Annotated in this window: 13 protein-coding genes; 6 read left to right on the top strand and 7 right to left on the bottom strand. The window is 67.7% G+C overall.

All coding sequences use genetic code 11. The features are described 5' to 3' along the window. The first annotated feature begins 169 nt into the window (after window positions 1–169). Together groES and rarD are read left to right on the top strand one after the other, a co-directional pair. Entirely contained in the window at window positions 170–466 is a 297-nt protein-coding gene (gene groES / locus B4F19_RS06330; RefSeq protein WP_228177199.1) for a co-chaperone GroES, read from the top strand. A gap of 357 nt (window positions 467–823) precedes the next feature. Continuing rightward, a complete protein-coding gene (gene rarD / locus B4F19_RS06325; protein ID WP_414683152.1) occupies window positions 824–1789 on the top strand; it encodes an EamA family transporter RarD in 966 nt (321 codons plus the stop codon). A gap of 176 nt (window positions 1790–1965) precedes the next feature. Here rarD and B4F19_RS06320 read toward each other — a convergent pair whose 3' ends face one another. From B4F19_RS06320 to B4F19_RS06310, 3 genes are read right to left on the bottom strand one after another with little or no spacing between them, the layout of a single operon-like run. After that, window positions 1966–2316: a metal-sensitive transcriptional regulator gene (locus B4F19_RS06320; protein ID WP_292733477.1), complete on the bottom strand. Its 351-nt coding sequence runs from the start codon at window positions 2314–2316 to the stop codon at window positions 1966–1968. Next, window positions 2313–4631: a heavy metal translocating P-type ATPase gene (locus B4F19_RS06315; protein ID WP_292733474.1), complete on the bottom strand. Its 2319-nt coding sequence runs from the start codon at window positions 4629–4631 to the stop codon at window positions 2313–2315. The genes B4F19_RS06320 and B4F19_RS06315 overlap by 4 nt, the downstream gene beginning before the upstream one ends. Further along, entirely contained in the window at window positions 4628–4834 is a 207-nt protein-coding gene (locus tag B4F19_RS06310) for a heavy-metal-associated domain-containing protein (RefSeq protein ID WP_292726827.1), read from the bottom strand. Before B4F19_RS06310 ends, B4F19_RS06315 begins: the two co-directional genes overlap by 4 nt. 242 nt (window positions 4835–5076) lie before the next feature. On the opposite strand from B4F19_RS06310, the gene B4F19_RS06305 reads away from it, so the two are divergent. Beyond that, window positions 5077–6348 carry an ABC transporter substrate-binding protein gene (locus B4F19_RS06305; RefSeq protein WP_292726826.1) on the top strand — a complete coding sequence of 424 codons (1272 nt, stop codon included), beginning with the start codon at window positions 5077–5079 and terminating at the stop codon, window positions 6346–6348. A gap of 374 nt (window positions 6349–6722) precedes the next feature. Here the strand turns inward: B4F19_RS06305 and B4F19_RS06300 are convergent, their stop codons facing one another. Genes B4F19_RS06300 through B4F19_RS06285 form a run of 4 tightly spaced genes read right to left on the bottom strand, consistent with a single transcriptional unit; the run spans window position 6723 to window position 10752 of the window. Further along, window positions 6723–7487: an ABC transporter ATP-binding protein gene (locus B4F19_RS06300; protein ID WP_228177196.1), complete on the bottom strand. Its 765-nt coding sequence runs from the start codon at window positions 7485–7487 to the stop codon at window positions 6723–6725. Then, complete coding sequence (locus tag B4F19_RS06295) at window positions 7484–8509, bottom strand: ABC transporter ATP-binding protein (protein ID WP_292726825.1); 1026 nt, start codon at window positions 8507–8509, stop codon at window positions 7484–7486. Before B4F19_RS06295 ends, B4F19_RS06300 begins: the two co-directional genes overlap by 4 nt. Beyond that, entirely contained in the window at window positions 8499–9479 is a 981-nt protein-coding gene (locus B4F19_RS06290; RefSeq protein WP_228177194.1) for a branched-chain amino acid ABC transporter permease, read from the bottom strand. Before B4F19_RS06290 ends, B4F19_RS06295 begins: the two co-directional genes overlap by 11 nt. Window positions 9480–9492: 13 nt before the next feature. Continuing rightward, a complete protein-coding gene (locus B4F19_RS06285; RefSeq protein WP_414683151.1) occupies window positions 9493–10752 on the bottom strand; it encodes an ABC transporter permease subunit in 1260 nt (419 codons plus the stop codon). 268 nt (window positions 10753–11020) lie between these two features. On the opposite strand from B4F19_RS06285, the gene guaB reads away from it, so the two are divergent. From guaB to B4F19_RS06270, 3 genes are all read left to right on the top strand, one after another. Beyond that, window positions 11021–12523, top strand: coding sequence for an IMP dehydrogenase (gene guaB / locus B4F19_RS06280; RefSeq protein WP_292726823.1), 1503 nt, complete (start codon window positions 11021–11023; stop codon window positions 12521–12523). Window positions 12524–13161: 638 nt separating this feature from the next. Beyond that, window positions 13162–13647: an endonuclease domain-containing protein gene (locus B4F19_RS06275; protein WP_292726822.1), complete on the top strand. Its 486-nt coding sequence runs from the start codon at window positions 13162–13164 to the stop codon at window positions 13645–13647. A 194-nt stretch (window positions 13648–13841) separates the two neighbouring features. Beyond that, window positions 13842–14120, top strand: coding sequence for a DUF2277 domain-containing protein (locus B4F19_RS06270; protein WP_228179476.1), 279 nt, complete (start codon window positions 13842–13844; stop codon window positions 14118–14120). Window positions 14121–14263 lie beyond the last annotated feature (143 nt).

The raw sequence follows: 14263 nt of genomic DNA, 5'->3' as shown, positions 1-14263 counted from the left end.
TCGCCGGTGGATCGGGCGTCGCCGGTCGGGCGCGGGGGCGCTGAAGTCACGGCATCCGGATTGGCACTCGCGTTGCGTGAGTGCCAGAGCTTCAATACACTTGCGTTAGCACTCTCGGTGTGAGGTTGCTAACGAGTCTTGGTATCTCAAGGAAAGCAGAGGTAGACCCGTGTCGGTTTCCATCAAGCCGCTCGAGGACCGCATCGTCATCAAGCAGGTCGAGGCCGAGCAGACCACCTCGAGTGGTCTGGTCATCCCCGACACCGCGAAGGAGAAGCCCCAGGAGGGCGAGGTCGTCGCAGTCGGACCCGGTCGTATCGATGACAACGGCAACCGCGTTCCGCTCGACGTCGCCGTCGGTGACCGCGTCATCTACAGCAAGTACGGCGGGACCGAAGTGAAGTTCGGCGCCGACGAGTACCTGGTGCTCTCGGCTCGCGACGTGCTGGCGGTCGTCGTCCGCTGAGTCGACAACTCTTCGACGGGGCTCGGATGCTGCGGCATCCGGGCCCCGTCTGTTTTGCCCCGCCCATCCCCGCGAGCCCACAGCACCGCGGCCGACCCCACACGATTCGCGCGCGGAACCCTGTGGGCTCGGCGACGGAGGTGTGGGTTCAGCAAGCTGGGCAGGGCGCAGCACGCGCAGCGGGGCGTGGCAGGAATCTGCCGAGACTCGGCCGGAGGACACTGCGGCTGCGCGACAGACGCGCGCCGCAGGGTCGCCGGCGCGCCCTAGGCTGAGTGAGTGGCGCGCGAATCGGTTCCGGGGGATGGGGGCTCGGCGCCCGCGACCGGTGACATTCCGGCATCTGGGGCGGCAGAGATCGCCGGATCGGATGCCGCGCACCTGGCCCGGGAAGCGCCGGCAGAGGCTGCACGCGAGCGGCTCGTCGGCGGCATCTTCGCGTTCTCGGCGTACTTCCTCTGGGGATTCCTGCCGCTCTACTTCATCCTGCTGGCGCCGATCACCGGCTGGGAGCTGGTCGGCTGGCGCATCCTGCTCTCCCTCGTCTTCTGCATCTTCCTGCTCACCGTCATGCGCGCCTGGCGGCCGTTTCTCGCGATCGTGCGTCAGCCACGGCTGCTCGGCTGGACGGCGCTGGCCGGAGCTGTCATCTACGTCAACTGGCAGGTGTTCATCCTCGCGACCCTGTCGGGTCACGTCATCGAGACGAGCCTCGGCTACTTCATCAACCCGATCGCCACGGTCCTGCTGGGCGTCCTCGTGCTGCGCGAGCGGCTGCGCTTGACGCAGTGGATCGCGATCGCGATCGCGGGCATCGCTGTCATCGTCACGATCGTTGGCTACGGCACGGTCCCGTGGGTGGCGCTGACGCTCGCGGCATCCTTCAGCATCTACGGCCTGATCAAGAAACGGATCGGGCCCTCGGTGGATGCCGTCAGCGGCCTCACCCTCGAGTCGGCGTGGCTCACACCGCTCGCGATCGTGCTGCTGGTGGTCACGTCACTGACGACCGGTCTCTCCGTCGGCGCATACGGTCTCTGGCATGTCGTGCTGGTGAGTCTCGCGGGCGCCGCGACAGCCGTGCCGTTGCTGCTGTTCGCCGCCGGAGCTCGACGTGTGCCGCTCACCGTCGTCGGGCTGCTTCAGTTCATCGCGCCGATCATGCAGTTCATCACGGGGGCCTGGATCCTCGGCGAGCCGATGCCGCCCGAGCGTTGGGTAGGCTTCGCGCTCGTGTGGGTGGCGCTCGCGGTGCTGACCGTCGACTCGGTCGTGTTCGCGCGACGCGCCCGCGGGGTCAGCGACGTCGCCGAATACAGCTGATCCGCCCGCCTCGCGCTCCCGCGCCGCGGCGCCCCCGTGCCCGCGCCGCCGCACCGACCCCGCCGTTCCGCTGTCACAGACTGCAGCATCCGTCGCCCGCGAGCGACAGTCTGTGACAGCCGAACGGGTGAATGGCGGCGGGGGACAGCCGAACGGGTGAGTGGCGCCAGCGTGCGTCAGCGCACGAAGCGGGCGATGGCTGCCGAGGCTTCGCGGATCTTCTCCTCGGCCTGCTCGTCGCCCTGCCTCGCGGCATCCACGACGCAATGGCGCAGGTGGTCTTCGAGAAGGCCGAGCGCGACAGACTCCAGCGCGGCGGTGGTGGCACTGATCTGGGTGAGGATGTCGATGCAGTACTTCTCGTCTTCCACCATCGAACGGATGCCGCGAGCCTGCCCCTCGATGCGCTTCAGCCGGTTCAGGTAGCGCTGTTTGTCGCCGATATACCCGTGATGGCCCGCCGGCCCGTGGGCATCATGCTCGGCATCCGTCGCCCCGTGCGGGGTCGTCTCCAGGGCGTCGCTCATCGCGGGCTCCGTTCGTTGGGTGTGGTGCGGGATCCGACAGCCGGGTCAATGCTCTGGAAGCGGCGGAGCCGCAGGCTGTTGCCGACGACGAAGACGCTGGATGCCGCCATCGCCGCACCGGCGATCATGGGGTTCAGCAGCCCGAGGGCAGCCAGCGGAATCGCCGCCACGTTGTAGGCGAACGCCCAGAAGAGGTTCCCACGGATCGTGCGCAGCGTCGCCCGCGACAGCCGGATGGCGTCGACCGCGCCCAGGAGGTCTCCGCGCACAAGCGTCAGGTCGGAGGCCTCGATGGCGGCGTCAGTTCCCGTGCCCATCGCGATACCGAGGTCGGCCTGCGCGAGCGCCGCCGCGTCGTTGACGCCGTCGCCGACCATTGCCACGACTCGGCTGCGCGCCTGAAGCTTCTCGATCTGCGCGGCCTTCTCGGCGGGCAGCACCCCGGCGATGACCTCGCGGATGCCGACCTCATCTGCCACGCGACGCGCCACGGCGTCGTGGTCACCGGTGAGCAGGATCGGCTCCAGCCCGAGCTCGCGCAGCCGGGCGACGGCGGCAGTGCTCGAGGGCTTCACCGAGTCCGCGACGGTGAGGATGCCGCGAGCCTTCCCATCCCATGCGACGACAACGGCGGTCGTCCCGTTCGCGCCGGCGCGCTCGATGGATGCCGTGATCTCGGCATCCGGGTGCACCGACCACTCGGCGAGCAAGCCCAGCGATCCGACCGCGACGGCGTGGCCGTCGACCACCCCCGTCGCCCCGCGCCCCGCTACGGACGAGAACGATCCCACCTCGGGAAGCGGGCCCCCGGCCGCCGCGGAACCCGCGATCGCCCGGGCGATCGGGTGCTCGGATGCAGACTCCACCGCACCGGCCAGACGCAGCACCTCGGCGGCATCCTCGCCCGGCACGGGCAGCACGTCCACGAGCGTCATCCGGCCCTCGGTCACGGTTCCGGTCTTGTCGAGCACGACAGTGTCGACGCGCCGGGTCGACTCCAGAATCTGCGGCCCCTTGATCAGGATGCCGAGCTGCGCGCCGCGGCCGCTGCCGACCAGGAGGGCTGTCGGTGTCGCCAGTCCCAGTGCGCACGGGCAGGCGATGATCAGCACGGCGATCGCCGCCGTCAGCGCCAACGCCGTGCCTCCGCCGAGCAGCAGCCAGGTCACGAGAGTCCCGACGGCGATCACGATGACGATCGGCACGAACACCCCCGCGACGCGGTCGGCCAGTCGCTGTACCTCGGCCTTGCCAGCCTGAGCCTGTTCCACCAGGCGCGCCATTTGCGCCAGCTGCGTCTGCTCGCCCACGCGCGTGGCGCGCACCACGAGACGGCCCCCGACGTTGACCGTCGCGCCCACGACCGCGTCACCCTCGCTGACCTCGACGGGAACCGACTCGCCCGTGATCGTCGAGGTGTCCACGGCCGAGGTCCCCGACACGACAACCCCGTCGGTCGCGATGCGCTCGCCGGGGCGCACGACGAATTCGTCGCCGACGCGAAGCTGAGCGACAGGGACCCGCACCTCCGCGCCACCGCGAAGCAGCGCGGCATCCTTTGCGCCGACCTCCAGCAGTGCCCGAACTGCCTGGCTCGCGCGCCGCTTCGCGCGCACCTCCAGGTAGCGACCGAGCAGCAGGAAGGTCGTGACTCCCGCGGCAACCTCGAGGTAGATCGTGTTTCCGGCTTCGCCCGGCTGCGCGATCCACGTGAAGCCGTGGGTCATTCCCGGCATCCCGGCGCCGCCGAAGAACAGCGCGTACAGCGACCACAGGTAGGCGGCCGAGACCCCCATCGAGACGAGAGTGTCCATGGTGACAGCGCCGTGGCGCAGATTGATCGCCGTGGCGCGGTGGAACGGCCACGCAGCCCACACGACGACGGGTGAGGCAAGCGCCAGCGATGCCCACTGCCAGTAGGTGAACTGCAGCGCGGGGATCATTGCGAGCAGGATCACCGGCACCGACAGCACCGCCGCCCCGATCAGGCGCTGGCGCAGCGAGGCGAGCTCGGGATCGGTCGCCGGCTCGTCGGTCTCGGGCACCGGCGGCGCGGGCACTGTGGCCGTGTACCCGGTGCGTTCGACCTCGGCGATGAGGGCTGCAGCATCGGCGCGCGACTCGTTCGCGTTCGCCGGGACGTCATCGATTCGGACGACGGCTTTCTCGGTGGCGTAGTTGACGGATGCCGACACCCCCGGCATCCGGTTCAGTCGCTTCTCGATACGCGCGGCGCACGAGGCGCACGTCATCCCACCGATCTGAAGCTCGATCGGTGCTGAGCTGCCCCCGCCGGCAGGTGCGGCTGTCGTCACCGTCGCGCGGCCTGGTAGCCGGCCTCGTCGACGGCGGTCAGCACTGCAGTGTCGTCGAGGGTCTCGGCGGTGACCGTCAGGAGGCCGGTTGCAGCGCTGACCTCGACCGCGGATACGCCCGGGATTCGCGAGACCTCGTCCCGCACGGCGTGCTCGCAGTGGCCGCAGGTCATTCCGGTGACGACGTATTCGTGGTTTGTCATGGCGGGTTCCTCCCGTGAGAGTACGGCTATCTCGATACCCCTGAGGGGTATGCATCTCAACGATACGCCCATCCCCGGCATTCCCGCGCCGTCGATCGCGACGGATACCGGCGCCAGGTAACGATTTGACGGCGTTACACATCGTTAACGCACCGCAACACACGCGAGACCAGTCCGCGGATAAGTTATTGGCACTGTGCGGGCTCTTTGGCGACCCGCATCCATTCACAGCAAGGAGCATCATGGGCGTCTTCACACGATCCCGCGCCGGCTCGATCCTCGGCGGTATCGCCGTGGTCGGTGTCAGCGCGGTCTTCCTGGCGGGTTGCGCCGGCGACTCTGGCGGCGGGAACGGTACCAGCGAGCCCGCGGGCGAATCCCTCGACCTCAAGATCGGCACGGCGCTGCCCGTGACCGGCAACCTGGCCTTCCTCGGCCCGCCGGAAATCGCGGGTACCGAGTACGCCGCATCCGAGGTCAACGCCGCAAACGCGGGCGTGACCATCGAGATGATCCAGGGCGATTCGGGTGACACCGACAACAAGGCCTACGAGACCGAGATCCCGCGTCTTCTCAACGAGGGCGTCTCCGCGATCATCGGTGCTGCCTCATCGGGCACCTCGCTGCAGTTCATCGACCAGGTGGTCGGCGCCGGCGTCATCCAGTTCTCGCCCGCCAATACCTCGGCTGCATTCTCGACCTACGACGACAACGGCCTCTACTTCCGCACGGCGCCGTCTGACACCCTGCAGGGTGAGGTGCTCGGAAACCTGATCGCCGAGTCGGGTGCGCAGACCCTGGGCATGATCGTCCTCAACGACTCGTACGGCACCGGCCTCGCGAGCTTCGTCAAGGACGCGTTCGAGGCCGCGGGCGGGACCGTCGTCGCCGAGCCCACCTACAACACGGGTGACACGAACTTCTCGGCTCAGATCTCGGAGGTCGTCGCTGCCAACCCCGACGCGATCGCCCTGATCACGTTCGAAGAGGTCAAGACCATGCTGCCCGAGCTGTTCGCCGCAGGCGTGCCCGCCGACAAGCTGTACTTCGTCGACGGCAACCTGTCGAACTTCGGTAGCAACGGCATCGACGTGGGTGGATCGCTTGAAGGCGCCAAGGGCACGCTGCCTGGTCTCTCGATCGACACGATCACCGACTTCACCGACTCGCTCCAGACCTTCTGGACCGACGAGGGCAACGAGGAGCTGACGGAGTTCAGCTACGCCGCCGAGTCCTACGACGCCGTCATCCTGCTCGCGCTCGCTGCTCTGGCCGCCGGTTCGACCGACGGCGCAGCGATCGCCGACAAGCTGCAGGAAGTGTCCGGCGGTTCGGGCGACGGTACTGCCTGCACCTCGTTCGCCGAGTGCGCCGAGATCATCAACGGCGGCGGAGTCGCTGACTACAACGGCATCTCCGGTCCGATCACGTTCGACGACGTGGGCGACCCCACCGAGGCGTCGATCGGCATCTACGAGTACACCGCCGACAACGACTACGTCGCCTACCAGTAAGCCTCACGGCTAGCGAGCGGGGCTCCGACCTTCGGGTCGGGGCCCCGCTTCCGTTGTGTGCGGCATCCGTGCGACCGGCCGAGCTGCGCGCCGAACCCACAGCATCCGTGCTGACCCCACACGATTCCTGCGTCGGAAGGTGTGGGTTCGCGCACGAAGGTGTGGGTTCGCGAGTGGGTGGGGAGGTGGATGCCTCGAGGCATGGTGCGGGCATCGTGCGGGGGTGACGGGCCGGTGTGAGGTGCCGAACCCACAGCATCCGTGCTGAGCCCACAGGTTTCGGGGGTGAAGAGGTGTGGGTTCGCGCGCGACGGTGTGGGTTCGCGCCTCGAGGCGGGGGGTCCCGCGGGAGCGAGGGATGCCGCGGCGCGGGGCTAGGCGCCGAGGGTGCCGAGGTAGAGGCCGATGACCTTCGGGTCGTTGAGCAGCTCACGGCCGGTGCCGGTGTAGGCATCCTTGCCCTGATCGAGCACATAGCCGCGGTCGCAGATCTGCAGGCACCGGCGAGCGTTCTGCTCGACCATGATCGTCGTCACCCCGGCCTTGTTGATCTCCGAGACCCGCAGGAACGCGTCATCCTGCCGGGCGGGGGACAGGCCCGCCGAGGGCTCGTCGAGCAGGATGACGGCAGGATCCATCATGAGAGCACGACTCATCGCCACCATCTGGCGCTCACCGCCCGACAGCGACCCGGCGCGCTGGTTCAGCCGCTTGCCGAGCTCCGCGAAGATGCCGGTGACGAACTCCAGGCGTTCGGTGTAGAGCTTGGGGCGCTGGAACAGACCCATCTGCAGGTTCTCGGCGATCGTGAGGCTCGGGAAGACGTTGTTGGTCTGCGGGACGAACCCGACGCCCTTGGCGACGAGCTTGTTCGCCTTGAGGCCCGTGATCTTCTCGCCGTTGAGCGAAATGTCGCCCTGGCGTACCTTCACCTGGCCGAAGATCGCCTTCAGCAGCGTGGACTTGCCGGCGCCGTTCGGGCCGATGATGCCGATGAGCTCGCCGTCCCAGGCGGTCAGGGTCGCGCCGTTGAGGATGTTCACCCCGGGCAGATATCCGGCGTGAACCTCGTCGACCAGGACGACCGGCGTGCCCTCACGGACGGGGGGACGCTCGTCGGTGGCGGCTGCATCGGTCATGACTTCTCCGTCCCGGTGCCCTCGCCCGGCTCTCGCGATGTGCCGGGGGCGGCATCCGACTGGTGGTGATGCGACTTTTCGATGGCCTCGTCGAACTCCTGAACCTCCTGCTGCAACTCGATGGCGGCGGTGTTGAGTTCGCCGGGCACGCGCCCGGTGACAACGCCGAGGTCGACATCCTGATGCGAGCCGAGGTAGGCATCGATCACCGCGGGGTTCTGCATGACCGTGTCGGGCGGACCCTCGGCGACGATCTTGCCCTCGGCCATCACGACGACCCAGTCGGCGATGTGACGGACCATGTGCATGTCGTGCTCGACGAACAGCACCGTCATGCCCTCGTCCTTCAGGTCGAGGATGTGATCCAGCAGTGACTGCGTGAGAGCGGGGTTCACACCCGCCATCGGCTCATCGAGCATGACGAACTGCGGCGAGCTCATGAGTGCGCGGGCCATTTCGAGGAGCTTGCGCTGCCCACCCGAGAGGCTCGCCGCGAAGTCGGTCTCCTTCGCGTCGAGCTTGAACTTCTTCAGCAGCACGCGGGCGCGCTCTTCGATCTCGACATCCTGCTTTCGCCACAGGAACGGGAACAGCGACGCGAAGAAGCTCTCGCCGCGCTGCTCCGTCGCGCCGAGCTTCATGTTCTCGAGCACGGTCAGAAGGCCCAGCGCCTTGGTCAGCTGGAACGTGCGCACCGCACCCATCCGCGACACCTTGAACGCGGGAACTCCCGCAAGGGCTGTGCCATCGAACTTCCAGGACCCCTCGTCGGGCTTGTCGAAGCCGGTCAGCAGGTTGAAGAACGTCGTCTTTCCGGCACCGTTGGGTCCGATGAGAGCGGTGATGGCATTCCGCGGGATCTCGAGATGCTCGACATCCACGGCGGTCAGGCCGCCGAACGTGCGCTTGACACCGTCCGCGACGATGATCGGGTCGACCTTGGCGACACCGGGGCGGATCTCACCCTCATGAAGGCCAGTCGTCTTGGGACGCGCTACCGGCGCGAGCGGCTCATCGGACAAAGCTCAGCTCCTTCTTGTTCCCGAGGATCCCCTGCGGGCGGAAGATGATCAGCAGCATCAGAGCGACCCCGATCAGGACGAAGACCGACTGCTGTGCCTGCTCGCGCGAGAGGAAGGGCAGGAGCCCGGCATCCACCAGCGCGGGAAGGAGGTTGGAGAGGAACGCTCGCACAACCCAGAACAGCACAGCGCCGAGCACCGGGCCGAAGATCGTGGCGGCCCCACCCAGCAGGAGCGCCGTCCAGATGAAGAAGGTCTGGGAGGTCACATAGACGTTGGGGTTGACGTTGGTTCCCATCGCGGTGACGATGCCGCCCGCCGCGATGATGACGCCACCGATGACGAGGGCCTGCATCTTGAACGAGAACACGTTCTTACCCAGGGACCGCACGGCATCCTCATCTTCACGGATGCCCTTGATGACGCGTCCCCAGGGACTCCGCATCAGCGACCAGGTGAACAGCACCGCGACCGCGGTCAGCGCGACGCCGATGATGATCACCCACCACTGGTCGCTCGTGTAGGTCCACGGGCCGAATCCATAGGTGCCCTGCGGGAGCGGGTTTGCCGCCCGGAACTCCGCCTGGAAGCCGAACAGCCCGTCGGCGGAGCCCGTGACGTCCTTATAGGCGGTCGACAGGAACAGCAGGCGCACGACCTCGGCTGCGGCGATCGTCACGATCGCGAGGTAGTCGCCGCGAAGCCGCAGCGTCGGGATGCCGAGAATCAGCGCGAACACGGCGGCGAGCACGAACCCGACGAGCGCGGCCAGCCACCAGGGCAGTCCGAACGTCAGGATCGAGATCGCGAAACCGTAGGCTCCGACGGCCATGAAGCCGGCGACACCCATGTTCAGCAGGCCCGCGAAGCCGAAGTGGATCGACAGGCCGATCGCCGCCAGAGCGAAGCCGAAGGTGGTGGGGCTGAGGATCTGGCTCAGCGTGTTGTTCAGGATCTGACCGAAGTCCATCGTCGTGCCCCCTTCAGCCCACTCGCTCTTTTCGACCCAGGATGCCCTGCGGTCGGAAGAGGAGGATCAGGATCAGGACGACCAGCGCGCCCACGTATTTGAGGTCGTCGGGAACCCCGAACAGGCTCGTCGTTTCGACCAGGATGCCGACGATCAGAGATCCGACGAGGGCGCCCAGTGCCGTACCGAGGCCGCCGAGCACGACAGCCGCGAACAGCAGCAGCAGGATGCTGGTTCCCATGTCCCACTTGATACCGGGGCGGAAGTAGGCCCACAGGACACCGGACAGGCCGGCAAGCGCCGCCGCGAGGATCCAGACGATCCGGACGATCCCGTCCACGTCGATTCCGGATGCCGCTGCCAGGGACGGGTTGTCAGAGACCGCCCGGGTCGCGCGACCGATCCGGCTGCGCGTGAGCCACAGCGCGAAGATGATGATCACGACGACCGAGATCAGCATGCTGACCAGATCCATCCAGGTCAGCACGATCGACCCGGGCAGGGGGATGACGCCCGACAGGGGATTCGGCAGCTGCAGCGTGCCACCGCCGACGAACATCTGGAAGATATAGCGCAGGGCGAGCGAGAGGCCGATCGAGACGATCATGAGCTGCACGACGCCGAGGCCCCTTCGGCGCAGGGGACGCCAGAGACCGGCATCCATCGCGTACCCGAACGCCCCCGAAACGATCACCGCCAGCGGGACGGCCACCAGCAGCGGCAGACTCAACCCCACGGCGAACAGCAGCGCTATCAGCGCCCCGAACGTCACCATCTCGCCGTGGGCGAAGTTCGAGATCCCCGTCGTGCCATAGACCAGCGAGAGACCGATCGCGGCCAGCGCCAGCATCAAACCGAAGTTGACGCCATTGACCAGGCGCTCCACGAGCTGGTCGACGAACCCGGTGGTGTTCCGCTCGCCCTCGCCGATGAAGAAGTTCGTCGTCACGCGGCCGCCGGGCCCGACCGTGACCTCGCGGACGTTGGGAGAGGTGTCTTCGCCCGTCTCGTCGATCACCGCAATGCCCTCGGGGAGGGTGTCTTCGTTGAGTGTCACGGTGTAGTCGGCATTGCGCTCAGGAACCCCCACCGCCCACTGCCCGTCGGCATCCGTCTCGACCGTTTGCTCGCCGCCGGGGCCGTCCACCGTCAGTTCGACGCCCTCGAGCGGCTCACCCTCGAGCTGCACATTCCCGCTGATGCGGTAGGGATCGTCGTCCGCGGCGTGAGCGGCAGTCGGCAGGGCGAGAAGGCCCACGAGGGTCAGTGCCAACGCGAGAAATACGCCGAGGCGATTCCGCGTCGTCCTGGCTGGGGCATTCGGATGTGGCACTCAGACCTCCCGGACAGCAACGGCCGAGGAAGTCGCTTCGACCGTGGTAGACGACCGTACGAGCGTAATGTGTCGGCGGTGTTTCCGGGGCATATTCGGCTGAGAACGATCCCAATCCGTTGCCGAGCCCACCGCGGCCGCCGCCCGGGAATGCCGGCGTGCCCGCGAACGTAGAATTCTCTATAAGGCTCGCGACCGCAGGAGAAGCATGGACACTCACGACCCGTTCGGATTCGTCGGACTCACCTATGACGACGTGCTTCTGCTGCCGGGTCACACTGACGTCATCCCGAGCGAGGCCGACACCTCATCGCGGGTGACGCGCCGCATCACCGTTGCGATCCCGCTCATTTCCAGCGCGATGGACACCGTCACCGAGGCGCGGATGGCGATCGCGGTCGCCCGAGAGGGAGGCCTCGGCATCCTGCACCGGAACCTCTCGATCGAAGATCAGGCATCTCAGGTCGACCGCGTCAAGCGCAGCGAGTCGGGCATGATCTCCGACCCCGTGACCACGACTCCCGACGCCACGATCGAAGAGGTCGACGCGATGTGCGCGACCTACCGCATCTCGGGCCTCCCCGTCGTCGACGACGACGGGACGCTCGTCGGCATCGTCACCAACCGCGACATGCGGTTCGTGTCGGGCTTCGAGCGCAAGACCACCCTCGTCAAGGACGTCATGACCAGCGAGGGTCTCATCACGGCTCCCGTCGGGATCGGCGCGAACGATGTCATCGCCACCTTCGCCAAGCATCGCGTCGAGAAGCTCCCGCTCATCGACGATAACGGCAAGCTCGCTGGCCTGATCACCATCAAGGACTTCGATAAGAGCGAGAAGTACCCGCTTGCCACCAAGGATGAGCACGGCCGCCTGCGCGTGGGTGCTGCGATCGGGTTCTTCGGCGACGCGTGGGAACGCGCCGAGGCGCTGCGGGATGTCGGGGTGGATGTTCTCGTCGTCGACACCGCCAACGGTCAGTCGGCGGGCGTCATCGACATCGTGCGACGGCTCAAGGCTGATCCGTCATTCGCGGGCATCGACATCATCGGCGGCAACGTCGCGACCCGTGAAGGCGCGCAAGCACTCATCGACGCCGGGGTGGATGCCGTGAAGGTCGGCGTGGGCCCCGGGTCGATCTGCACGACCCGCATTGTCGCCGGCGTCGGCGTTCCGCAGATCACTGCGATCTACGAGGCCTTCCAGGCTGCGCGAGAGGCCGGGGTTCCGGTCATCGCCGACGGTGGCCTGCAGTACTCGGGCGACATCGCCAAGGCCCTGGTCGCGGGCGCGGACTCGGTCATGATCGGGTCGCTGTTCGCCGGCACCGACGAAGCCCCGGGCGAGATCGTCTTCCAGGGCGGCAAGCAGTTCAAGCAGTACCGGGGCATGGGATCGCTCGGTGCGCTGCAGACGCGCGGCAAGAAGACCTCCTACTCAAAGGACCGTTACTTCCAGGCCGACGTCCCCACCGACGACAAGCTCATCCCCGAGGGCATCGAGGGGCAGGTCGCCTATCGCGGTCCGCTCGCGGCAGTCGCCTACCAGCTCGTCGGTGGCCTGCGGCAGTCCATGTTCTACGTCGGTGCCCGCACGGTCGAGGAGCTCAAGGCCAAGGGCAAGTTCGTCCGAATCACCGCTGCCGGCCTCAAGGAGTCGCACCCGCACGACGTGCAGATCGTCGTCGAGGCCCCGAACTACAAGCGCTGACGCGTAGCATCCGTCTGGTTCGCGGCCTCCGTCTCGCGCGCGGCATCCGTCTGGCGCGCGCGAAGTTCGTCTGGTGCGCGCGAAGTCCGCAGATTCGCGCGAACCTCGCACTTTCTGCCCCGAATCCTGTGGAGTAGGGGCGAGTCTGCGGAGTTCGTGGGGTGCCAGAACCGCGCCGGCTGGACTCCTCCCCAGCGTCGCCGGGCCGTGAAGAGCGTGCAGAAGGATGCCGCTTGCGGTCGCGCCACCCGCCGGCGACGCACGCTGGCGAGGTGACGCCAGAGCTCGAACAGTGGTTGCGGGAACGTGGCGGAATCGCGCACCGGAGCGACATCCTGCGTGCTGGGTACAGGGTCGCGGCCTTGCGGGGGTTCGTACGGGACGGGAGGGCGCGAGTCATCCGTCGTGCGTGGGTGACCCTTCCGGAAGCGGCGCCGGATCTCGTCACGGCGGCCACCGCGGGCGGCCGGATTTCGTGTCTGTCCCTTGCGCGCAGACGGGGGTGGTGGATGCCGCCCGACATGGATCTGCATCCCCACGTGCATATGGTTCCCGGCTCCGGTTCCGCGCGCCTGCCTGACGGATGGCCAGGACGGCTCCACTGGACTATCCCTCTCTCCCCGCCAGGATGGGGCCTCATGGCGACCGTCGAGGATGCGCTGGCTCACGTCGCTGGATGCGTCCCCCACGACGCTGCTCTCGCCGTGTGGGAGTCCGCGGCTCGTGTGGAGGGTCTTGCGCCGGAGGCGCTCAGGCGCATCCCCTGGACCTCGCGGGCCGCGCGAGACCTGGCCGGGGAGGTTGTCGGGCTCTCTGATTCGGGGCTGGAGGCCCTCGTCGTCCTGCCGCTGCGCCGCTGGGGCGTTCCGGTCGTGCAACAGGCGAGGATCGCCGGACGGTTCGTCGACCTTCTGATCGGCGAGCGGCTCGTGCTGCAGATCGACGGGTTCGCGCATCACTCCTCAAGCGCGCAGCGCACGAAGGACATCGCGCACGACGCCGAGCTTGCGCTTCGCGGATACACCGTCATGCGCCTGAGCTACGCGCAGATCGTTCACGACTGGCCGGCGGTTGAGCGCAGCATCCGTCGCGCCCTCGCGGCCCGCCTGCACCTCGCATCCTGACCACGCCCGCTACTGCCCGCCGCGCCTGTGCTCGCACGTGCGGACTGCCCCGTTCCGCGCATGTCCCCAAACGCCAAGTTCGCAGGATGCGGCGGCAATCGTGCGGAGTTGGCGTGATTCTGCGAACTTCGCGGTGCCAAGCTCGGCCCCGGTACGGGGTGGTCGAGCCGCGGGCGCGCGCGTAGGGTCGGGGCATGTGCCGGAACATCCATACCCTCCACAACTTCGAGCCCGCCGCGACCTCGGATGAGGTTCACGCTGCAGCCCTCCAGTACGTGCGCAAGATCGCCGGGACGACCAAGCCGTCCAAGGCGAACCAGGATGCCTTCGACCGCGCCGTCCACGAGATCGCCCACGCCACCCAGCACCTGCTCGACGACCTCGTCGCCGTGACGCCGCCGAAAAACCGCGAAGAAGAGGCCGCCAAGGCTCGTGCGCGCGCCGTCGCGTCGGGGCGCTACTCGGTCGCTTAGGGCAGCTCGCGGCATCCGTTCGCCCGCTGCCCGCGCGGCCCAAGCTCGCAGAACCGCGCGAAGTTCGCAGGATTCCGGCCTGCGGATGCGGAGGTGGTGCGATTCTGCGCAGTTGGTGTGGCTGCGCGCCCGCCGGACCGCGG

It is taken from the genome of Microbacterium sp. UBA1097, assembly GCF_002313585.1.
Taxonomy (GTDB): Bacteria; Actinomycetota; Actinomycetes; order Actinomycetales; family Microbacteriaceae; genus Microbacterium.
The sequence above is the reverse complement of the archived record's forward strand: the minus strand, read 5'-3'. Positions and strand labels throughout refer to the sequence as shown.